Annotated in this window: 26 protein-coding genes; 25 read left to right on the top strand and 1 reads right to left on the bottom strand. The window is 57.5% G+C overall.

The annotated features are described in order from the left end of the window. Positions 1–17 precede the first annotated feature (17 nt). The 17 genes from SLW75_RS10440 to SLW75_RS10360 all read left to right on the top strand — a co-directional run bounded on the left by SLW75_RS10440 (position 18) and on the right by SLW75_RS10360 (position 10,988). Positions 18–1,226 carry a tyrosine-type recombinase/integrase gene (locus SLW75_RS10440; protein ID WP_410934433.1) on the top strand — a complete coding sequence of 403 codons (1,209 nt, stop codon included), beginning with the start codon at positions 18–20 and terminating at the stop codon, positions 1,224–1,226. Further along, on the top strand, positions 1,223–1,909 hold the full coding sequence (locus SLW75_RS10435) for a hypothetical protein (RefSeq protein ID WP_410934432.1): 687 nt from the start codon (positions 1,223–1,225) through the stop codon (positions 1,907–1,909). Before SLW75_RS10440 ends, SLW75_RS10435 begins: the two co-directional genes overlap by 4 nt. 124 nt (positions 1,910–2,033) lie before the next feature. Beyond that, the gene (locus SLW75_RS10430; RefSeq protein WP_410934431.1) at positions 2,034–2,258 is read left to right on the top strand and encodes a helix-turn-helix transcriptional regulator; all 225 of its coding nucleotides are present in this window, start codon (positions 2,034–2,036) and stop codon (positions 2,256–2,258) included. Between the two features lie 515 nt (positions 2,259–2,773). Continuing rightward, a complete protein-coding gene (locus tag SLW75_RS10425; RefSeq protein WP_282370347.1) occupies positions 2,774–2,932 on the top strand; it encodes a hypothetical protein in 159 nt (52 codons plus the stop codon). After that, complete coding sequence (locus SLW75_RS10420; RefSeq protein WP_410934430.1) at positions 2,929–3,216, top strand: hypothetical protein; 288 nt, start codon at positions 2,929–2,931, stop codon at positions 3,214–3,216. The genes SLW75_RS10425 and SLW75_RS10420 overlap by 4 nt, the downstream gene beginning before the upstream one ends. Next, positions 3,213–3,512: a hypothetical protein gene (locus tag SLW75_RS10415; RefSeq protein WP_410934429.1), complete on the top strand. Its 300-nt coding sequence runs from the start codon at positions 3,213–3,215 to the stop codon at positions 3,510–3,512. The genes SLW75_RS10420 and SLW75_RS10415 overlap by 4 nt, the downstream gene beginning before the upstream one ends. Positions 3,513–3,514: 2 nt before the next feature. Beyond that, positions 3,515–3,922 carry a virulence-associated protein E gene (locus SLW75_RS10410; protein ID WP_282370354.1) on the top strand — a complete coding sequence of 136 codons (408 nt, stop codon included), beginning with the start codon at positions 3,515–3,517 and terminating at the stop codon, positions 3,920–3,922. Then, positions 3,919–5,220, top strand: a complete 1,302-nt coding sequence (locus SLW75_RS10405) for an AAA family ATPase (protein ID WP_410934428.1) — start codon at positions 3,919–3,921, stop codon at positions 5,218–5,220. The genes SLW75_RS10410 and SLW75_RS10405 overlap by 4 nt, the downstream gene beginning before the upstream one ends. A gap of 53 nt (positions 5,221–5,273) precedes the next feature. After that, positions 5,274–5,513 (top strand): hypothetical protein, encoded by a 240-nt coding sequence (locus tag SLW75_RS10400; RefSeq protein ID WP_336620228.1) that lies wholly within the window; start codon positions 5,274–5,276, stop codon positions 5,511–5,513. 352 nt (positions 5,514–5,865) lie between these two features. After that, entirely contained in the window at positions 5,866–7,065 is a 1,200-nt protein-coding gene (locus tag SLW75_RS10395) for a tyrosine-type recombinase/integrase (protein ID WP_410934427.1), read from the top strand. A 91-nt stretch (positions 7,066–7,156) separates the two neighbouring features. Further along, positions 7,157–7,357, top strand: a complete 201-nt coding sequence (locus SLW75_RS10390; RefSeq protein ID WP_410934426.1) for a hypothetical protein — start codon at positions 7,157–7,159, stop codon at positions 7,355–7,357. After that, a complete protein-coding gene (locus tag SLW75_RS10385; RefSeq protein ID WP_410934425.1) occupies positions 7,357–7,752 on the top strand; it encodes an HNH endonuclease in 396 nt (131 codons plus the stop codon). Before SLW75_RS10390 ends, SLW75_RS10385 begins: the two co-directional genes overlap by 1 nt. 96 nt (positions 7,753–7,848) lie before the next feature. Then, the gene (locus tag SLW75_RS10380) at positions 7,849–8,085 is read left to right on the top strand and encodes a helix-turn-helix domain-containing protein (protein ID WP_410934424.1); all 237 of its coding nucleotides are present in this window, start codon (positions 7,849–7,851) and stop codon (positions 8,083–8,085) included. Between the two features lie 140 nt (positions 8,086–8,225). Further along, a complete protein-coding gene (locus SLW75_RS10375; RefSeq protein WP_410934423.1) occupies positions 8,226–9,464 on the top strand; it encodes a phage major capsid protein in 1,239 nt (412 codons plus the stop codon). 52 nt (positions 9,465–9,516) lie between these two features. Then, a complete protein-coding gene (locus SLW75_RS10370; RefSeq protein ID WP_410934422.1) occupies positions 9,517–9,729 on the top strand; it encodes a hypothetical protein in 213 nt (70 codons plus the stop codon). Positions 9,730–10,035: 306 nt separating this feature from the next. Next, on the top strand, positions 10,036–10,386 hold the full coding sequence (locus SLW75_RS10365; RefSeq protein WP_410934421.1) for a hypothetical protein: 351 nt from the start codon (positions 10,036–10,038) through the stop codon (positions 10,384–10,386). 2 nt (positions 10,387–10,388) lie between these two features. Beyond that, positions 10,389–10,988 (top strand): tail assembly protein, encoded by a 600-nt coding sequence (locus tag SLW75_RS10360; RefSeq protein WP_410934420.1) that lies wholly within the window; start codon positions 10,389–10,391, stop codon positions 10,986–10,988. A 216-nt stretch (positions 10,989–11,204) separates the two neighbouring features. Here SLW75_RS10360 and SLW75_RS10355 read toward each other — a convergent pair whose 3' ends face one another. Continuing rightward, positions 11,205–13,490, bottom strand: coding sequence for an AAA family ATPase (locus SLW75_RS10355; RefSeq protein WP_410934419.1), 2,286 nt, complete (start codon positions 13,488–13,490; stop codon positions 11,205–11,207). A 601-nt stretch (positions 13,491–14,091) separates the two neighbouring features. Here SLW75_RS10355 and SLW75_RS10350 point away from each other — a divergent pair. The 8 genes from SLW75_RS10350 to SLW75_RS10315 all read left to right on the top strand — a co-directional run bounded on the left by SLW75_RS10350 (position 14,092) and on the right by SLW75_RS10315 (position 21,595). Continuing rightward, complete coding sequence (locus tag SLW75_RS10350; protein ID WP_410927845.1) at positions 14,092–15,540, top strand: OmpA family protein; 1,449 nt, start codon at positions 14,092–14,094, stop codon at positions 15,538–15,540. 24 nt (positions 15,541–15,564) lie between these two features. Beyond that, complete coding sequence (locus tag SLW75_RS10345) at positions 15,565–17,187, top strand: hypothetical protein (protein WP_296308323.1); 1,623 nt, start codon at positions 15,565–15,567, stop codon at positions 17,185–17,187. 1 nt (position 17,188) lies between these two features. Continuing rightward, a complete protein-coding gene (locus SLW75_RS10340) occupies positions 17,189–18,025 on the top strand; it encodes a hypothetical protein (protein WP_410934418.1) in 837 nt (278 codons plus the stop codon). 26 nt (positions 18,026–18,051) lie between these two features. Beyond that, on the top strand, positions 18,052–18,351 hold the full coding sequence (locus SLW75_RS10335; RefSeq protein WP_410934417.1) for a chorismate mutase: 300 nt from the start codon (positions 18,052–18,054) through the stop codon (positions 18,349–18,351). A gap of 51 nt (positions 18,352–18,402) precedes the next feature. Continuing rightward, the gene (locus SLW75_RS10330; RefSeq protein WP_410934416.1) at positions 18,403–18,831 is read left to right on the top strand and encodes a type VI secretion system amidase immunity protein Tai4; all 429 of its coding nucleotides are present in this window, start codon (positions 18,403–18,405) and stop codon (positions 18,829–18,831) included. Positions 18,832–19,085: 254 nt separating this feature from the next. After that, positions 19,086–19,709, top strand: a complete 624-nt coding sequence (locus SLW75_RS10325) for a DedA family protein (RefSeq protein ID WP_065990051.1) — start codon at positions 19,086–19,088, stop codon at positions 19,707–19,709. Between the two features lie 67 nt (positions 19,710–19,776). Then, positions 19,777–20,562: a transporter substrate-binding domain-containing protein gene (locus SLW75_RS10320; protein WP_410934415.1), complete on the top strand. Its 786-nt coding sequence runs from the start codon at positions 19,777–19,779 to the stop codon at positions 20,560–20,562. Between the two features lie 46 nt (positions 20,563–20,608). Further along, the gene (locus tag SLW75_RS10315) at positions 20,609–21,595 is read left to right on the top strand and encodes an ATPase (protein WP_410934414.1); all 987 of its coding nucleotides are present in this window, start codon (positions 20,609–20,611) and stop codon (positions 21,593–21,595) included. Positions 21,596–21,662: the final 67 nt, after the last annotated feature.

Genomic DNA, 21,662 nt, shown 5'->3' with positions numbered 1-21,662 from the left:
CATTTGAGGCACCCGCCGTGGCTCTCACAGACACCGCCGCTCGCACCGCCAAGCCCCGCGACAAGCTTTACCGCCTGGCTGATACAGCCGGCCTTTGCCTGGAGATAACGCCAAGCGGCTCAAAGCTGTGGCGTCTGCGCTATAGGTTCGGCGGCAAGGCCAAAATGATAGGTCTGGGCCCCTACCCTACTATCACCTTGGCTAAAGCACGCGAGCGCCGCGAGGATGCCCGCCGCCAGCTCGCCAACGGCGTTGACCCCGCCGCGCACAAACAGGCCGAGAAACGCGCCCAAGCCGCCCACGTCCATCGATTTGAAGACCTTGCGCGCGAGTGGCACGCCTACAACAGCCCTCGATGGGCTGCGTCTACCGCCTCAAAGGCAATGCTGTATCTGGAGTCCGACATCCTGCCTATCCTTGGGCAACGCCCGTTGGATGAGATCAAACGGCCCGATCTGGTGGCGCTTGTTCGCAAGGTTGAGAAGCGCGGCGCTTTCAACGTGGCCACCAAGATCCGTCAGTGGCTCAGCCAGATATTCCGTTATGGCCTGGCCAAGGGTGCTGTGGAAACTAACCCGGCAACTGACCTCGATGTAGTCGCGGCTGTCGCACCTCGGACGCAGCACCACCCGCACGTTCCACTTACTGAGCTGCCTGAGTTGCTACGCAAATTGGACGCCGGCAAGTGCGATCCTACGACGCGCTTGGCAATCCGGTTGCTACTGCTCACAGGCGTTCGCCCAGGTGAACTAAGGCACGCGCCATGGGCAGAGTTCGATCTGACGTCGGCCACCTGGACAATTCCCGCAGAGCGCATGAAAGCCAGGCGATCGCACATTGTTCCGCTCCCGCAGCAGGCACTGACGCTGCTGGCGCAGTTGGAGCAAATCACCGGCACGTATCCGATCCTGTTCCCTGGCCGTAACAACCGTGAGCGGCCTCAGTCGGAGAACACTGTAAATAAAGCGCTGCGCCAGATCGGCTACGAAGGTCGTCAGACGGGCCATGGTTTTCGCCATCTACTGAGCACTGAGTTGAACAGCCGAGGCTATAACCGGGATTGGATCGAGCGCCAGTTGGCCCACGGCGATCAGGACGAGATCCGCGATACATACAATCATGCCCATTACCTACCTCAGCGAAGAAAGATGATGCAGGAATGGGCTGACTCTGTTGAAGCCCTGTGTATGGGATCTAACGTCGTTTCGATTCGGAAAGCACAATGACTATCAAGTACCCGACTACGGATGCCAGCAAACGCCACCCGCTCCAAGCTTCAGCAAAAAAACTATCAGAGCAAGAGTATAAAAGTGCTGATGATTTAGACTTCGATAAATTAACACCCACCTGGAAGAAGTTCACACCGAAATTCAACTCAGCTGTTGAGGCGATCTCAAAAGCGCTCACCTCGGGCAATGCGCCATCTTTCGGCGAGCTGGAAACCTTGGCAAGAACACTAATTACACATGAACAAGACACGCCAATAAAAGATTTCATTGGTATGGCGTTCCAATACCTTGAAGAAGCTACAGAAGGCGAAGATGATATTTCAGATGCCGTAAGGAGAGGTCTAGTGCCTCTGTTTTTAGCGATACTTGAATCATCAAGCTCATCAGCCACAAGCCTGATCGAAACCGAAAAATCTCGCCTCAAGCCGCTGATTGAAGGCAACAAGGCCAAACTACAAGTTTCGACTAGAGCAAAAGAATTAGCCTCGGCGATGTGGACGGATGATACGGCCAACGAAATCAAAACAAGCGAAATGGCAGATAAAGTGTGGAGCAAACTTATAGATGAAGGCTTTTCCGACCGCCTACCGGATAGTGCGGATCGCGTGAAAGTGTGGATCAGGAGCGTGGCGCCTGATTACGCCAAGGCAAAGGGGCGGCCGAAAAAGCGTCTTGCGTAACGGATATTGGTATTTCCGTAACGGATAATAGGTTTTCCGTAGCGTGCCTCGAATTTTATAAACCCATCCCAGCCACCAGCATTGCCATCGTCGATTACCCAGCCCGCCCTAGGAGGCGCAGACGATGGCAAACGTTACCAGCGTGACCGATCAGCCACGCCGCTTCATCCGTATCAAAGAAGTCCTGGCAATCACATCCCTCAGCCAATCGGAGCTTTATCGCCGCATCAAAGCCGGCACCTTTCCCACCCAGATTAAGCTTGCACCTGGCCACTCTGTCTGGGTTCAGTCCGAGGTGAATTCGTGGGTCGCTGATCGCATCGCTGAATGCCGTGGCGAGGTGGCGTAATGTCTTCACCGAAGACGCTCACGAAAACCCCGAAGGTGCTCAAGGCGCTCACCAAAAAGACTGAGCACATTCGTGAGCACCTTGGCGAACCTACCTTCAGTCGTGCCCTTTTTCACTCCAGTCGTGCCCCTTTTGTGCAGTCGTGCCCATGCCCAAGGCTGGGCACCACTGGGGCACGACTGAGCACGAATGCAAAACGCTCCCTCAAGACCCGCGACGAACGGTCGATAGATTTGGTTGCAGGCAATCATCGTCCTCGGTATGGTTCGGCCGTCGCTGCCAATTCAGCGGCCGACCTTGGCGGGTCGATCAGTAAGCGGCGCAACAGCGCCCCCATTACGATTGCAGGCGCTTTTTTTGTGCCCGCATCAATGTGTTATGGCGGGCTGTGTGGGAGCACCTTCGTGTGCGCCGGGCTCCGTTTACCCCGGTCCGCCAATCCTATGCAGCTCGCCACCCTTCTCTGCTTGGCGGCAGAACGCGGTGGCTCCAGTGAAGTAAACGGAGCTACACCCATGACCACCCTCATTCCGTCCAAAATCCGCGCAATTGCTCACCGTCGTATGGCACTGAGTGCCCTCCGCGCAAATTCCTCCCTATCTGTCCGTTTGAAACGCTACAACGCCCACATGGATCAGGCTCGCGCCCTGGAAGCGCAGGGCGGTGCGCAATGAACAACCTCCCAGCTCTGTTCCTGCTAGAAGGCGAAGTACTGCGCGAAGTGGTCGTTAGCCCCGAAGACATGGCCCGAATGAATGAAGCTCGCGCTACGTTCAAAGAGCTTCGCGCGATCCTCATGGGTCAAGTTATCCCGGCGCTCGGTGGATTCGATAAGCCGATTGCTACCGAGATCGAGTGCCGCCTTGAGTCAATAATCTTAAGAAGCGATAACTTCCTTTGGTCGCATCGTCACGCCGGTGCTGCCTATGCAGCTGTGAGTGCCGGAGGTGTGCAATGACTGCCCATTGGGGGGATATGCTCCCTTCGCATGAAGCGATCCAGAAAATGTCACCCGAGAAACTTAAAGACATTTCCTATGCGTCTAGCAATTACCTCTCAGTTATAGGCCATGGTGTTTCGGGAATTGGTAACTTGCTGGCCTGCACTGCTTCGAATAGCGAAACTGGACTTAGTGTGACTGCGGTAACGGATATCGGCTGGATGCTTGAAAGTTTGGGGCATCTGATCAGCAATTTGTCAGATACCGGCAATGCAACCGAGCTTCGTCTGAAAGAACTTAAGCAAGGGAAGTAACCATGAATAATAAAAACGGCGCACTTGCGCCGGCGGGTTCGGCTTGCCTTGAGAACATACTTTCGCGGCTCGACAAAGTTAGACCAGCTGGCGCGCAGAAGTGGAAAGCGTGCTGCCCAGCCCATACGGACAAGTCGCCCAGCCTCACTATTTCAGAAACATCGGATGGCACTGTCCTGGTGAAGTGTTGGGCGGGGTGCTCCGCGAAAAACATCGTCGAAGCGATTGGACTGGAACTGCGCCACTTGTTCCCCGGCGTGCATCGCGAGCGTACCGGCCCTAGCACTGCCGCAATCAATCATGAGCGCACGATTTTCCAGATTGGCGCCTCGCAACTGCAAAAGGGGGAGCTGACCGGCGAAGACCTGGAACGCTTCAACCTGGCCAAGCAACGTTTGGGGGTCGTATGACTATCAACAAAGACCCGTTCGGCGCTCAGTGGGAAGAGCCCAAGAGCGCCATAACGCGCGCCAATCTGCCAACCGTATGGCGTGCTAATGCTGTCCGCGCCATCAACATCAAACCTGTGCCCATTCGCTGGCTGTGGCCTGGCTGGCTGGCCCGCGGGAAGCTCCACATCCTTGCCGGCGCCGGCGGTACCGGAAAAACCACTTTGCTCATTGGCCTGATTGCAACCATCACGACCGCCGGCCGCTGGCCGGATGGCGAACTCTGCCGCGAGGCGGGCAATGTAGTGATCTGGTCTGCAGAGGACGATCCATCGGACACGCTGGTGCCACGACTGATTGCGGCCGGCGCCGACCTGAACCGCGTTGCCATCCTCCAGGGTCGGGTCAACGCTCGGGGTGATGCAGAACCGTTCGACCCATCAAACGACATCGGCCTGCTCCACATAACGGCCCAGGAGATGGGGGGTATTTCGCTCCTGATGCTTGACCCAGTGGTTAGCGCGGTGAAGGGCGATATGCACAAGGCCAACGATGTACGCCGGGGTCTGCAGGGCGTTGTGGACTTCGCCGAGCAACACCTGTGTGCCGTGGTGGGCATTTCTCACTTCGCCAAAGGTGGTGCAGGTACGTCGCCGGCGGATCGGGTCATTGGCTCGCAGGCGTTCTCGGCGCTCGCTCGCACAGTATTGGTGGCCGCCAAGCAGCACGATTCAGACGCCCGTGTGCTGGCTCGGGCCAAGTCGAACATTGGCACGGACGAAGGCGGCGTCTCCTACGTCATCGAACCGTGCACCATCGATGACGGCATCGAAGCCACGCGGGTCGCTTGGGGCGATCTGATCGAGGGCTCTGCTCGCGAGATCCTGGGCGATGTAGAAGGCAACGAAGACGAGACCCGTCTGGACGACTCCGACGATCCCGCTGAGGCGTTGCAGCGAATTCTTGCGAAGGGGCCGCTCCCCGGGAAAGAAGCCAAGAGTTTGATGATGGGTAATGGCTACACCCAAAAACAAATCCGCAAGGCGCGCGAGCGGCTATCAATCACCACCGCCCGCACCGGGTTCGGTGGTGACACTGTCGTAACTTGGTCAATGCCCCAGCCTGGCGGCGACCACGCGATGTTTCCCTCTGGCCCGCAGTCGTGCCCACAGTCGTGCCCACCCTTAGACATGGGCACGACTGCACAAAAAGGGCACGACTGGGAAGAAAAAGGGCACGACTGGAACAAATTGCTCACCTCCCCACTGCCCGACGGAACGTGCTTGCCGACGCTCGATGACGACGGGGTCGACGTGTGATGGCCGCCCTCGACTTCCTCACAGATCGGGGTATCACGGCACGCCGGAACGGGATGCGTGTACGCATCGGCCCTCGCGACCGTATCACCGATGAAATCACCCGCTACGTGCGCCGACATCGCCTGACGCTGCTGGCCGAGCTCACCGCTGGCGATGGCCTGGAGCGTCGCGCGGGCTGGACAGTGCTGGTGCCTGGCTACCTCCCTTTCACGATGATTTCCGAGCCGGTCACGCGAGAAGAAGCGTTGGCCAATGTTCGGGGCCGGTGGCCGGATGCCGAGCTGGGCAAGTAACGCGGCCACCGTTACCCAACCGTTAGCGGGTGTCGCCGGATTCGGGATCCGGCCACCACTGGTGGTCGAGGCGCCTTTAACGTTAACAACCCGTTAGAGCACCGTGATCCACCGTTGGTGTAGGACCCGATACATCCAAGTTTGGATACATCCCCCACTGGGGGCTGAACAGGAGCTGACCCCAAAGCCGGGGCCAGTGAGTGCGCTCAGTTTTGAGCGCATCCCTTCCACTACTGGCTGAGGTTGACCGATGGGCGATGCGTCCAGTCTTGGACGCATCAGACTTCCCCCAGATCTGGGGCCAATGGGATGTGAGCAAATTTGCGCGCATCTCGACATAAGGACCGGGCAAATGACCACGCTACACCTGAACATCACAGACGCCGAGATCCGCAAGCAGGCGGCGGGCACCGTGCGCCAGTTGCGCGACCCGCGCTTTCCGGAGCTGCGCTTTCGCTACTCCACCACCAATCGCGCAAAAGGCGCCTGGCACGTCGTAGTGCGCGGAAAGTGGGGAAAAGCCGGTGATTACCCCGGCATCAACGCCAAGCTGATGCAGTCCACGCTTCCGGCCATCCTCGCCCGACGCGCCGTCAATCCGGACGCCGTGTCCACCACCAGCAGTTGGCGCACGGTGGGCGACGTACTGACCTGGTACACCGAGCGCATGAAGCGCGATCGGGCGTTGTCGGCCAAGCGCAAAGCGGGTGCGGAATCTGCGCTGCGCTGTCACCTGGTGCCTCGGCTGCAAGAGGTCGAGCTGTCCACGTTCAACGGCCCGACGCTGGATCGCCTGCTGATGTGGCCGATGCAGGAGCGATACAAGGCCTCGTTCGTGCGCCTGGTCTATGGCGTGCTGGCCGTGGCATTCAGCCAGGCGTTGCGCCTGAAGATGCTGCCGGTCAACCCGATGGCCACGCTCAAGTTCACCGACTTCATTGCGACCCGCATCCGACCCAAGCCAGCGCGAGTGCGTGGCGACGATCTGCCCGCGCTCATGGTTCAACTGGCAGAGAAGTATGAGCTCGCCCCCACTGCCTCGATGCTGGCGCTGATGATGCTGTGTCACGGCACGCGACTGGGCGAAACGCGGCTGGCGCGCTGGAAGAACATCAACCTCACCACCGGGCTGTGGTTCATCCCCGAAGAAGACACCAAGACCAAAGCCGAGCACACGTTGCCCCTGACTGCCCAGGCCTCCGCGTTGCTCAAGCGCTACCGCGATCAGCAGCACGCCAATGGCTACACCGGCCCTCATGTGTTTCCCGGTCGTCCTGGCGCCCCGGTGAGTGCCAGCAAGGCCAGCACGTTGTTCGCAGAGTTGGCCAAGGGTGAATGGTCAAGCCACGACCTGCGCAAGGTGGCCCGCACAGGTTGGGCGGATCTGGGCGTCGACTACATGGTGGGCGAGATGCTGCTCAACCACGCCATGAAAGACCTGGACGCGACCTACATCCACACCACCGCCGAGGGCATGAAGCGCAAGGCGCTGGAGACCTGGCATGACCACCTCGACAGCCAGGGTTTCCGAGAGCTTCACGGTGGGACATAGCCGGGACCTTTTGCATCGCTAAAAGGCTGCACTCCACGAAGCACAAGGGCCGCAGAGCGAACACCAATCCATCCCAAGGGAGTACGTAGAAGTGAAGAGCAGGACAGATTACAGCCGCCCGGCCCGCCAACCATTCCCCGTGACGCTCGCCGAGATGATCGCTCGCAAAGCCTCGGTCATGGCGCAGCGGCTTGAAGACCAGGCCGTCACCCAGATGGTCCGCGACGCGCAACGTGCGCTTGATCGCGGTACCGATGTTGAACAGATCGCCCGTGAGATGGAGTTGAAGTAATGCCACAGAGGCCGCAGAAGCCCTGCAACGCCCAGGGCTGCATTACGCTGACCCGCAACCCTCGGTACTGCGATGAGCACGCGCACTTGCGCACAGGTTGGAGCCGTCGCGGGCCAAGCGCCGGCAACACCACCGAGCGAGGCTACGGTCATGCTTGGCGAGTGAAGCGCGATCGCGTGCTTAAACGTGACCACTACCTTTGCAGAATCTGCGCACACCACGGGCGCGTTACCGAGGCCTGTGAGGTCGATCACATCGCCAACAAGGCATCGGGCGGCAGTGATGCGGACGAGAACCTGCAATCGCTTTGCGAGGCGTGCCACAAGGCCAAGACCGCGACCGAAAGCCGCGCGGGCCGGGGGAGGCCTCAAAGTCTGGGGCCTTCGGCTAGATGACCGTCCGCTCAGTCGTTTTTTTACACCCGCGAAATTAAAAGTTGAAACCCGCGAAATATCAAACGAGCTGTGACCGGGCAGCTCAGGAGCCAACGCATGACGAGCAGTGTTGAAGAAGAGATAGCCGCGCGCCTGGCGGCAGCCGGTGTAACACCCCTGATCGGAGGGCTGGTGCCGGAGCCGGCCACGGCTGAACTGCTCGGCTACGCGCCGAGCTACCTGCGCCGGCTCGCTGCCGAGGGGCACGCTCCGATCCCCTTCGTGCGCCGGGGCAACCGCAGGTTCTACAAAGTCGCCGACATCGTGCGCTTCGCGACCAATACCGCCGCATAACGCCGGACTTCGCCGAAGACTAGGGCTTGTGTGCGCGCATAAGGTAGTCGGCATGAACTCACGCCGTGCGCTGGGGGATTGCCCACCGCCTCACGCCTTGCGCTGGGGCGGCTCCCATAACACCTAAATGGGATTACCCCATGACTACCCCTCATAACCAACGCTGGCAGAAGCTGAAAGCAGCTCTCGCCGCGCACCAAAATTCGGCTGGCGGAAATGAACATCTCGCCACCATCACTCAAGAGATGAGCGAAATGGATCAAGACCTCGGCCAAGCCTTCACCGCGTTGAAAGCGCACAAGGAAACCATCGAGAACCAAGGCCAAAAACAGATTGAGCTGCAGTCCCGCCTGTTGGAGCTGGAGCAACGCGCTGTGGCTGGCGGTGCCAATAAAACCCAAAGCAGCGAGCCGGATAGCAATGTCGTCAGCGCCGCGGTGATTGAAGCCGATGGTATTTCGGTGATTCGAGCGGGCCAGAAATCCACCGGCAAAATGCGCGTTGGCACGGGCCTGCGCGCAGCGGTGACCAATCCCAACAAGGGCACTACCGGATCAACCAGTTACCCGACCGCCCCGGTACGCGCCCCGGGTATTCAAGGTATTCCACAACCGCGCCTCAGCCTGCTGGACGTTCTGCCCATCGTTCCAGTCGAAGGCTCGACATATGAGTATGTCCGGCTCGACGGCTATCTGAGTGGCGCCGCGTACCAGGTCAAAGAAGGCGACGAAAAGGCCGAGGGCCAGCTCCCCACCAAAATGGACCGTGCCGAGATTGCCACCATCGCGACGTGGATTCCGGCCAGTCTCCAGGTGCTGAACGACAACACCCAGCTTCAGGATCAGATCGGCCTGCTCATGAGCGTGGGTGTCCGTCAGAAGCTCGAGGCAGAACTGCTGATCGGTGATGGTGGCCCGGGCGAGATTCTCGGCTTCATTGCGCAGGCGCCGGCTGCCGGCATCACCACTGGGAAGCCTGTCGACCGCATCGGCCTGGCGCTTACTGACCTGAAGGCAGCCGGGTGGAATCCTAACGTGATCGTGATGAACCCCCGCGACTGGTTCGCCATCGAGAGCGAGCGCGCCAATGACGGTGACGGCCAGTACGTGATCGGCACCCCGCGCGATCCTGCGCCGCCTAGCCTGTGGGGCACGCCCGTGGTGGTCACGATGGGGATGCCGGAGCTCGGTGCGCTGATCCTGGACACGAGCACCACTGCGCTGCTCGACCGGCAAGAGGTGACGGTGGAAGCCAGCCGAATGGACGGTGATAACTTCCGCCGCAACCTGGTCACGATCCTCGCCGAGCTTCGCGCCGGCCTCGCCGTGTACGCCCCATCCTCGATGCGGCTGGTGTCCCTGACCCAAACCGCCCCTTAACCACTGGCTGGATCGGGTCGATGCGTCGGCCCGGTCCGCGAGGACTGCACACATGAGCTTCACCAAACCCGAAACGTTACCCAAACCCATTCAGCAAGCGCTGAACCAGATTGCGCACAGCCGGGCCCTGCTCTATCAGGCCGCCTGCCGCGACCAGATCCGCAAGGAGATCGACAACCTGCTGGCGAGTGGCATGAGCCACAAGGACGCGATCGAGGCGCTGCGGGCCAGCCCTCCGACTCTGGACCCCGACTACTCGGCCTGATGGCTGACCACCACGCCGATTCCGTGCAAAAACCACGATTTCGGCATCGAATGAGAGGGTTTCTCATTCGTGGATGGGGCGGGTCCAAACTTTGGGGCCTTTGGCCTCGGACACCGCGCCCGACCGCACGCAGGGATTTTTTCCCCTCTCACATTTTTTTGTTAAAGCCGAGTTAACAAATTTCAGCCGCGGGCTTCAACGCAGGATGCCCGTATTTACTGGGTATAGGGTGTTTTTGTGTTAACGCGAGGGTGTTAACAAATTCACTTTTTGTTAACTCGTATGTTAAGCCGGCGAGGCTCAAAGATGACCCATCAAGAACAATTTGCCGAGGCCTGCAAGGCGACTGATTTCGAGGCTCATCCTCAAACGATCGGCGGGTACAAGGTCTGGGGCGTGAGCGACATTGTGAAGGGAGGTCGCGTGCAATTCGACGGCCCGTACTTCACTGAGGCTGAGGCATCAATCGCCGCCGAACTGTGGGCCGTGACGTCAGATCGGCGCTGCGCCCGTGCTGAGGCATCGATTCACTGCGCGGCCTGGAACCCCGATCCAGCTCGCGAGATAGCCATTCGAAAGGACGCCGTCGCCGCACGCATGATCCTGGCCGAACTGATCGGCGCCCAAATCCCAAAGCCACACGCATCGAGGTTATGACTATGGCAGCCACAGCAGCACATCACACACCGAGGACCCGCATCTACTTGTCCGGATCGCTGGCGCGCAAGTTCTTTCGCTACAAGGACTACCAGCTCGACAGCGGTTGTGCGAATGAGGGGTTCAAGGCGCTGAAAAACACGGTCGACGGCTTCGCTGCAGAAGTGGCCAGGCTGGCCCGCCTGGGGATGCGATTCGCCATCTTTCGAAACCGGAAGAACGTCGGCGAGGACGGCTTCGGGATGAACGGCGCGCGGGAGATTCGGATCGTGCCGGTCATCGCGGGTGCCAAGCGTGCTGGCGTGCTTCAGACCGTGCTCGGGGTTGTGCTGATCATCGCCTCTTTCTTCGTGGCACCTGGGTCACAAGCGGCGATTCTGGCAGCAGGTGTCGGTACGACCGCCGGCGGAGTCATTCAAATGCTGAGCCCGCAGGCGTCGGGCCTGCGGCAGAGCGGTTCCCCGGATAACTTGCCGAGCTATGCGTTTGGCAGCGCGAAGAACACCACGGCCAGCGGTAACCCGGTGCCGATCTGCATCGGCCATCGGCGCTGGGGCGGTGCGATTATCTCGGCCTCCATCTACGCAGAGGACAAGGTTTAGGTGAAAGACGATCCAAGTGCTGAACGAATTCACTTTTGTTAGGGCGAGATACTGTCGGATTCGGTGTTAGCCGCTGGGCCTTATGTAACCACTCCCGGCGCACTAGTATCAGCACAGAGTTGTGTTACCTCTCGAAGCCGCACGGCTCCATCATGAAGAAAGCAGCGCAATTTTAGGCGCTGCTTTACCCCGCCAATCGCTTCCTGGTACTCAGCTTTAAGCGGCACCTCGATATACCAGAGTGAGCGCTCGCTGCCCGTAGGAAATCAATTCTGATGTCACTACCGGTATCGTTTCGCACAAGCCGGGATTGGTGTCGTGATGAAACTGCATCGCATATCCGTTGAGCTCTTGAAGTTCATCAAGCAAAGTGTGTGCGAAGTACAAGGGCTCGTTCGGCTGAGCAGCAGCGATGTGTCCGACTATTTGTCCAAACATTAGGTCTTTTGGAATCAAGCTTGGAAATCTTCTGTGGAGATAGCCTTCAAGAAATGGTCGAATCGCTTTGGCAATCGTTCGATTGTCGTGAGGAACGCCCGCGCAAAGCTCCATTATGATTCGGTGATGCCTATAAAACGGTGACTCGCATTCTTGGTCGGGGTCAAACTTATCGAGATCACTGTAGCCATCGACAGCGTGCCGCAACTGTAGAACATGCAGTGCAGGCGCACCCTTTATGGAGAGAGCATCCTTCAAATCTCTGATAAAGAACGGGTCATGGGCAAGGATAATAATCTGTTCTGCTTTGCTTGCGATCGACTTTAATATCGCGATCGTCTGGGTTTTACGGTTAACATCCAAGCTACACATCGGATCGTCTATAACGACAACCTTATTTTTTAATTCAGGATCTGACGTTACTGTCGCAACGAAGAAAGCAAAAGCCAACGTACGCTTGTCGCCTTCGCTCAGTGCAGTTGCGAACCGGGGGGTGCCATCCAAAGTAATGGACATACCTCGAAGAGACAAGCCGTACTCGCTACGGGCCCCACTTCTGAAATTAGCATCCATCTTTTCGATAGAAAACGAGGCGCCAAATTTCTGCAGTATTCCATTAATTGATTTCTGAAAGATGGCTAGCGTTTGGCTCATCTGAGAAACCAGTGTAGCTCTGGCACTTTTTTTCAACGTGTCAGCGTCGGCTGCGTCCTTCTTTGCAGTATTGAGTGACGCAATCAAAGCCGTCACCTGGGCAGTTCCGCGAGCCACGGCCAATTCGTGGTTAATTATGCTCTGACTCATGCCCCCTACGTTTTCAGACTGCAGACCCATTCGATAATTTTCAATATCCTTCCGGGCTTCCCTTAGCTGCGCATTAGTATGCTTTATATGTGACAGGACATTTAGCCACTGGGTGGTGGCCAGAAGTTTCTCTCCATCGTCACCAAACGGCTCTAGAGGTTTATTTAATTTTGCCTCCACTAGCAACAAAAGGTAAGTCCTCAGCGTCGCTATATCCTCCTTCGCCTTATCTCGATCAAACGTGACGCTGGGTAGGTTGTGATCGACTGACCATACCGAGATAGTTGCATTACATTTGGCGACCGCTAATTCTATCGAATCTACAATCGATTCGGAGGTCCTGGTAAGCACCCCCCTTTCGAGCAAGGCAACTTTGGACTTTAGCTCTTCATATTTTTTATTAAAATGAGTCCTGTATGCTTTGACCAAGGATACGCCGCTGGTTTCTTGGGAACAATATGGACAGGTTAAGCCGTCATCAAAATGTAAGCCGTCACTTACCCACTTTTCAATATTCTCGTAACCCGGTCTTTTGAAATGCTGGGTTACGATTTTCTCTGCATCTTCCTCCACGTCCTGCAACGACGTGTTTAATATTGTAAAAAGAGATTCAATGTCAAACGTCGGTTCTGGTATTTCTGTCGGCAATGGTCGGGCTAGCACTGCCGAAATATTCTGAGCGATCTGTATACGCTTGCGGAGGTCCGCCACCAGTGGTTGTGTTTCAAGCTCGCCAACTGGTTTGAGCCGTAGAAAAGCCGAAAGAAGCATGCCTTGATGATAGCCCGCCAACTGGGCGGCAACTTGTGAAAGCACCGCGTTGGCCGCTGCAGATGACTTCGTGGCCTGGTCCTCGGCCGCTTGCGCTTTTACAGCGGAAGCGCCGAGTGCAAACTGCAACAAGTTTTTACGCTGGCCGGGAGTGACTACGCCTCCAGAATGAACGTTCTTCTCGATGAATTCTGCGTCGAAGACAAGCAGCTCTGGGCGCAGCTCTGACCAAGCCCCATTTTTGAATGTGACCTTGTGACCGCTCCCAAAACTCAATGTGGCTTCCGGGGGAGTATTACGGTCCACGGTCTTGCGTTCTGTGATCGCAGACACATCCCCCGTTGATACAGACCTCAAGACGCTAGCCAGCGTTGATTTCCCCCTTCCGTTATCTGCATAGATGAGCTGAGTGCTAGATAATTTGAGCGCCCTCCCGTCTACGTCGTGAAGCAATCCTATGCCTTGAATTCGTTCGATTCTTTCGAGCACTTTCCGCGTCCTTTCAACTGGGGGTCACAATCGGGATCTTGGCGAGCGACTGACTGACATCTGACCGTGTCTAACCAGCGCGCATTCTTGTCGTATGACCATAGCACGCTGCTAGGTTTGAGCAGGGGGAGTAACCAAAACAAGCAAATGCCTGCTCATGAATTTGTGAGTAGCTATGTGAGTAGCCTTGCCACCACGCCAGGAAGAATCGTTAATCTACGGGCCTTTAACTGCCTGTGTTTGATTCTCCCTCGGGGCACCAAACAGCAACACCTTCAAGTGGTTACGTGACTTGAAGCACAGAAAAACCGGCCAGATTTGAGCCGGTTTTTTTGTGGGCGGCATTTACTAAACGGTTAAGCATCAGCATCAATCACCCCCGTCCTCAGCACATCGCCAGCCTAAGCTGATCCCCTCAGCAAAAATTCCCAAAACCAAACGGGAATGGCCCTTTGACATTGAATCCCCTGCCCCGCTGTGGTGAAATCCACCGCCTGAGAAATCGGATCCATTGAAGGCTTTTCATCACGGACGAAGACAGGCGATTGCGCCCGGTCATCACGTCCGTGCGCCTTTCGCAGTCTCACAAGGAGCGTACGCATTGAAGTCTTTTCATCCCGGCAAGCTGACGGTGCTGGCACTGGCAGTGACGCTGAGCAGTTGCGCCACGTTCGATCAGGCCGGCCGTGATTACGGCACGGCGATAGGGTGCGCAGGTGGGGCATTGCTCGGCGCGGGTTTGATCTACGCCGCCACGGGTAATGCTGGCAAAGCCGTCGCAGGCGGTGTGGTCGGCGGTGCAGCGGGTTGCGCAGTGGGCCATGTCTGGCAGAACCGTCAGCAGGAACTGCAGCGCATCGCGCAGGAAGAACACCTGAAAATGCAGATCGACACGCTGCAGGCACAGGCCCCCGCGCAGAATGGCAAACCTGCCGTGATGGCGGACGCGGGCATTGTTGCCCAGGTCGAAGATCAGGGCATGTTTCCCACGGGCAGCGACCAACTGACAGCCGATGGTCTGCGTCAGGTGCGCAAGCTCGCCAACGCGTTCAAGCCGGCGCAAGGCCAGTCCAACGCTCAGCCGCAAGCGGTTTTGGTGGTGGGGCATACCGACGCGACCGGCTCCGCAGACTTCAATCAGCAACTGTCCGAGCGTCGTGCGCGCAGTGTCGGCAAAGTCCTGGCGGAGGCCGGTATTTCCGCTCAGAGTCTGTACTTCCAGGGTGTAGGCGCAGCCCGTCCCTTGGCCGATAACACCACCACCGAAGGGCGCGCCCAGAATCGCCGTGTCGAAATCGTCCAACTGGAGTCCACGGCGCTGCTGGAACAACGCGTTAAACAGGAGCGCAGCAACCCGCGCTACCTGGCCCATGGCACTCGCAATCAATCCCCGCCCAAAGCCAAAGTCGCTGCGTCTGCACCCCAGGCTGAGGCGCCGAAAAAATCTGCCGAGCAGCCGGTTGCCGCGCTGGCCCCAAACTTCATCGATTTCGGCGGAAGCCCCGCCAGCTCGGATGTCAATCAACTGGCCCGCCTGGTCAAACCCATGGAGTCCACGGGCTTCACGCTGATCAGCAAAGCCAACGCAAGCGTGCCGGTCGCGAGCTGTGAAGCCGATCGCCCACGGGTTGCCGGCGCGGTGAAAAATCTTGCGAGCGGACAAGAACTGGCCGAGCACGAGACCACCGATTACCTGCCGGGTTACAACGGCAGAGTCTGGGCCAACAACGTCAACGGCAATCTGGTGACCATCACGCCAATCGCCGTGCTGCGCAACAACGCAGAGATTGCCAAGCAGCCTCGTATCCAACTGGTTAAAGGCTACGAACAGAACAAGAAAGGCAAAGCGACCACCCTCGCTGCTGTTGCCAACACTTTCGAAGGCCAGGACACCGTGCTCTATCGCGTGTTCATCGACGACGCTCAGGCGCCGGTGAACTGCATGGACATTGTTCTGGACAAGAACGGCGGCAAGGCAGTGGACGGCAAGTTGTTCTATGACAAAACCGGCGAGAGCTACGTCGCTAAATTCGTCCCTATTCGCACCTGAAGTCCGTAACGCTCGAGGAACAACATGGAACAGTTTTCAATGGACGCCCTGACCGCTTTTCTTGTAATGCACCGCGTGGCAGTGGGTTTGATCCTGAGCACGTTGGTGCTTCTGGTCGCCATCAGGATCTGGTGGTCGAAAGTCAGCTACTTCTATATGAACGTGGCGTACGCCCTGCCGCTCGTGGGTCGAATCAGCAGCTTGAGCAGAAAGCCGCCTATCACTGAAGCAGATGGTTGGATGGACAGCGAATCACGCCTGTGTGCCGACTATTACTCGTACTACCGAGGTTTCAACAAAAGCCCGGACTATTATGACAAGTGCCGTGATTACCTGAACAAGGTTCACGAGACCGGTCGACGGGAGAAAGGCTTCTTCATGTGGATGCTGATCATCGGCCTGATCTTCTTCGAAGCCGTTGGTTTTGCCTACGTCCTTGCGCCGTTCATGGTGCAGAACATATCCGCCAATGTCGCTGGCATGCTGGCATGGTTCACTGCCTTTCTGCTCTCTGTCGCCGCGGTATTCTTCACCGAGATGGCAGGCCGTGAGATGCACCACAGCAGCCTGATTACCAAGATTCGCACTTGGTATGAACAGTCGCGCACGCCGAGAGATCTGGAGGCGGACACCAAAGTCGATATCGACAATACCTACCGCGACGACGACGAACCCAATTACCTTAAAGTGCTTAACCGCACTGACCACAACGCACGGGTCACGCCTAAATACACGTGGACCACGGTCTGCCTGATTTATGTGCTGGCGATTGCGATTGGTGCCTTTGTCATCCGTAACTACAGCCTCAAATCGATGGAAGTTGATTTGGTCAGCAACCCGGATGCCTTCAGCCAGACTCAGTCGGGCAACACCAAACTGCCGGATTCGCCATTCGAGTTGCCGGCTGAAAGCGCGCAGGAAAACCAGACTGCCGATCAGACCTCGGCGCACGACAAAATGGAGGCCATCCGCGCTGCGTCGCTGACGACTTACATTATTCTTTCGGTCATATTCCTGGGCATTCAGGGCGTGGGCATCGTGCTGTCCAATCGATTCTCCTTCGCGGGGAAACAATCGGGGCAAGCGTGGCAATACACGCGTGGGTTCAATAACGCCGAAGAGTTTGCTGCTCACTATCAGAATCTTCGCGAACATGTCGCCCGTGATGCGCAGGCCAAACTGACAGCCTTACAAAGTCGACTGGCCAACCGCATTACCACCTCAGGCCATGAGCGAGAGCATTTGCTCAAAGGATTTGGTCACCGTAACTTCGATACATATGTCACCAAGCGCCACGAAGGTTTCCGCAAGAGCGATGACAGCCGCCTGGAGCAAGACCGTCTCAGCCGGGAGCAACGGAGTGCAGACCAGGCTCACGAGCGTGCGAGGGCAAAATCGGCTGTCACTCAACCGGCGGCGGCCGAGTTGGCAATGGCTACGCCTGCTGCCGCTCCAGAAGCGACCCCGATTGCGCTCAAGCCTACAGTCGCACTCGACCCGGACAACTTCGACGACCTGAATGACTTCGACGATGACGAACTGGCATTTCTTGCCGGCAAGTACGAAGTCACTGTCGAACAGTTGAAGAAAGTCCAGAAGCTGCAACGCATGGCTGCAAAAGCCACTCAAACACGTCAGGAGCAGTGATATGAAACGGCGCGCCTTGCTGGCAAGCACTCTCCTGTTACTGGGCACGCCGTTACTGCACGCGGCTGAGCGTAATGACCTGCCCAGTTGCTATGACTTCGCAAAGCTGTCCGAATACCGACCTGCCTCCTCCGGGCGCGAGCTGATTATCATCGTCGACCAGACGGTTCAGTTGCCAAAGGACCTGAAGGAGTCGACTTACAGTCACGCGCTGCGGTACGTCAAACCGGGCGACAGCGTCCGGCTGTACCAGTTTTCCGCTTACTTGCCGGGTAATTACATGAAGCTGATGTATACCGGGCAACTTGAAGACAAGCTGGATGATAAGAAACGCGACGACATCGGCATGAACAGCCTGCGTCAGCTGGACAACTGCTTGGCCAAACAGGTCGATTTCTTTCGCAAAACATTGGGCCAAAAACTGGTAGAAAGTTTCGCGAAGCCGGGCGAGGACATCGCAAAGAGCGAGATCTTTTTCAGCCTCAAGCAGATAGGCGAAGACATCGCCCCGCGGCCTGCACAGGAGAAGGTGGTGCTGCTGGTCTCCGACATGCTGGAAAACAGCGACTTCGGCAGCTTTTACGCCAGCAACCAAATCCGCGCCATTGACCCGGCTGCAGAGTTGAAAAAGGTCGAGCAGAAGAAACTGTTTGCGGACCTGGGCGGCGCCAAAGTCTATGTACTGGGCGCAGGTCTGGTACCTGGGACCGCCAAGAATGGCTATCGGTCGGGCAATACGGTGCAGAAGCTGGAGACCTTCTGGAGCGGGTATTTGAGCCAGTCCAATGCTCGACTGGTGAGCTTTGGGGCGCCGTCGCTGACAGTTGATTTGCAGTAGGGAGCAGGCTCTAGCATTAACTGTCTATGATCACCTGCACATCGCTTGAAGAAGTCCGGCGGCACATCGACCACATTGACCGCGACCTTGTGTCATTGCTCGCCCGTCGTGGGAATCTGGTTAACCAAGCCGCAGCGTTTAAAAAGACGACTGCAGAGGTCAAGGCGCCCTCGCGGGTTGAGGACGTAATTGCGAAAGTGCGCGCGGTCGCTGAGGAGTGCGGAGCCTCAGCAGAGGTGGTGGAGAAGGTATACCGAGCGATGATTGCAGCGTTCATCGAAGAAGAGTTGTCGGCTCATGCTGCACCACGCCGAACTTCACCATGAGCCAGGTGTTAATTACCATGCAAAACAGGCAAACTTTTGAAGGTTAAGTTGATGAGACATTTCCTGGTTATTTTAGCTTTTATACTCACAGCGCCTCTGGCCTCCGCAACTGATCGTTCCTCGTCTCCACAAAGCATCGAGCAAAGCTACGGACGAAACTACAAGGATATGGTGCTCGCAACGTGTGTGGCGAACGCATACAAAGGTGACGAGAACGCAGCGAAAGATGCCGGCAGTAGTGCGAGCGCGTTGCGCGACTGGACGTATTACGACTTGGAAAAAAGTCCAGATGAAGTCAAAGCCTTGGTAAACAGTTATCTGGGCAGGAGTTATAAAAACCCATTAGTTGAGGCTGAGGTTAAAGGTGTCAGGTTCGACTTTTTGAAATGCCTGGATCTGTATCACAGTAAAGAACTAGACTCCCTCGCAAAGAAAATAGTGATCAATCCCAATCACACCTACAAGCAAGATAACCCTTAATTCTTGGATTGATCATGGCTTGAAGCACAAAAAACCGGCTATCTTTGAGCCGTTTTTTTGTGGGCGCGATTTGGGTCTCAGAACAATCGAAGAGCCAGGATCCAGATTTCGAGACGCGGCGCCGGAAGATTCGACTCAAAGCAAGCGAACCGATGACGACCCGCTTCGGTCGAACGCCGTGCAATACCCCCCGAGGCGTGCACGCTGCTGGACGTTTTAGCAGGCACTCATTCACCGAAAACCACCGGCCTTCCATGTTCGAACACATCGACTTCAACTATCTGCTTTCAAACTACGGGTACTGGGCCGTGTTCATCGGCTGCCTGCTGGAGGGGGAAACCATCCTGATCCTCGGCGGGCTGGCGGCACACCAGCATGTCCTGCAATGGCAGCAAGTGCTCATCTACGCCACATTGGGCGGGATGCTCGGCGATCAGATACTGTTCTGGACCGGGCGCTACTTCGGGCCACGCCTGCTGCCTCGCTTGCACCGTCAGCAGGCGACCATCGATCGCGTGTCGGACCTGATCAAGCGCTACCCCACGGCGTCCATTTTCTCGGTCCGTTTTCTCTACGGCATGCGCCTGATCGGGCCTCTGGTGATCGGCGCGAGTCGCTTGTCGCCCATCCGCTTCGCGATCATCAACCTGATCGGCGCGGCGGTCTGGGCGAGTCTGTTCCTGGCTGCGGGTTACTGGGCGGGCGGCTTCCTGGAGAACATGCTCGGCAACCTGAAACCTTATAAAATGCCGATCTTCCTGGGCGTGGTCGTGGTGGGCGCGGCCGTAGCGCTGTATCGCCATCGTCGCGCGAAAACGCGGCCTGCGCGGCAAGCAGCCAAGCAGGCGAAAGACGTCCCGCCCTCCTCCGCTGGATAACGCTTCCCATCTGCGGCGACCGCCTCTATAACGGCAGACAGGCATTAGACGCAGAGGGATCGACTCGATGAACACACGCATCACCGCCGGTTTGCTGTTGAGCATGGTCAGCATCGCACAGGCTCAGGCCGCTGAGACGCCGTCGCGCCTGGACACCGTCATGCAGAAGGGTCAACTGGCCGTTTGCACGACTGGGGATTACAAGCCGTACACCTTTCTCAAGCCTGACGGCCAGTACGAAGGCATCGACATCGAGCTGGCTCAGTCGCTGGCCCAGAGCCTGGGCGTCAAGATCGAGTGGGTCCCGACCACTTGGAAAACCCTGATGCCCGACTTCACGGCCGGCAAATGCGACATCGCCGTCGGTGGCATCTCGGTCACCCTGGAGCGACAGAAGAAGGCGGCGTTCAGCAGCACGCTGGACATCGACGGCAAGGTCCCGCTGGTGCGCTGCGAAGACGAGTCGAAGTACCAGACCCTCGAGCAGATCAATCAGCCCGGCGTTCGCTTGATCGAACCTCAGGGCGGCACCAACGAAGCGTTTGCCCACGCCTACCTGCCCAACGCCAGTCTGGCCTTCCACGACAACAAAACCATTTTCCAGCAGTTGCTCGACAAGCAGGCCGACGTGATGATCACCGACGCGTCCGAAGCGCTGTACCAACAGAAACGCATGCCCGGCTTGTGCACGGTCAATCCGTCGCACTACATGCAATACGGCGAAAAGGCCTACCTGCTGCCGCGGGATGATGTGGCCTGGAAGGCCTATGTCGATCAATGGCTGCATCTTTCAAAAGCCACCGGCGCTTACAAGAAAGTGGTCGGCGAATGGCTGGCGATGCCCAACGAGTGACCGTGCGCATGCCAGAAAGACTTCGGCACAGGACCCCGCCGTATCCATGAAAACCAACAGAACCATTACCCGCGCGTTTTGCGTCGAGCTGCAGCAAGAGCTTTCCGTCGTAGCGGCGCGACGTGAGTACTTTTCTCAAGAGCCGCCTCGGGCGCGCTTCAGCTTTTTGTGCTCGTCCGAGCCGTGCCGTGCCCTGGGTGTCAAAATCACCGGGGTTCGCTATGACGTGAAGCCCCAGGAGCACCCGACCTTCGTCGCCGCGCACTACCGGGCCAACCCGAACTACGAACATCATGCCGATTGCGAATGGGTGGATGAAGCCGTCGAAACGCCGGTTGTGCAGGAAGCCGAAACTGAGGCCGAAAGCGAGCTGCGCAAGGTCAAGCGCAAGCTGGATGACTACATAGATGTCTTCGATCCGACCCCGAAGGAACGCGCAAAACCCACACCGCCGACAGATAAGCCTGACGCCGATCCGCTCGAGAGGCCCGAAGACGCCACGCCTCCCGCCGACGCGCTCAAGGCCAGACAGGACAAGCAGAACCGCACCAGCAATCTGGAGCGTTTGGTCGACAGCTTTCGTCAGGCCCAGGCCTCGTTGACCAAGGAAGAGCTTGCACTGCTGACCCTGCGCATTCCGGGTCAGGGTGAAGTGTCATTGCGCGCCTATTTCCGCCATATCAAATTCGCCCAGCTGAATGACGAGCGTCGAGTGCTGTATGGCGGCGGGCTGGTCGAGCGCTACGGGACAGGCTTCAAATTCAAGTTCTTCGATCGCCTGCAAGGCAAGCTGGTGACTTTGTACGTGTCACCCGCGCAGATGCTGGCTTACCGCTCAAGCCGCTACCTCAGCGAGCTGCTGAGCCACGCCGATGAGGTGCGCTTCTTCACGGTCTTTGCCTTGGGCACACTGGTCGCCAGCCCTTCCGGGAAAAGCGTCAGTGTGGAGATCGAAGACTTGCGCCATCTGGCCATCGTGCTTGGGCCGGCAAAGGACGCTGATGAAGCACCTGTAAAAGGCCCGGCCAGCTAAGACCCTGAGTTTCTTCAGCCCAGAAAAAACCCGGTCACTCTCACGAGAAACCGGGTTTTTTTGTTTC

Source organism: Pseudomonas sp. W5-01 (genome assembly GCF_046540435.1).
Lineage (GTDB): Bacteria > Pseudomonadota > Gammaproteobacteria > Pseudomonadales > Pseudomonadaceae > Aquipseudomonas > Aquipseudomonas graminis_B.
This window is presented reverse-complemented; position numbering and strand designations above follow the sequence as displayed.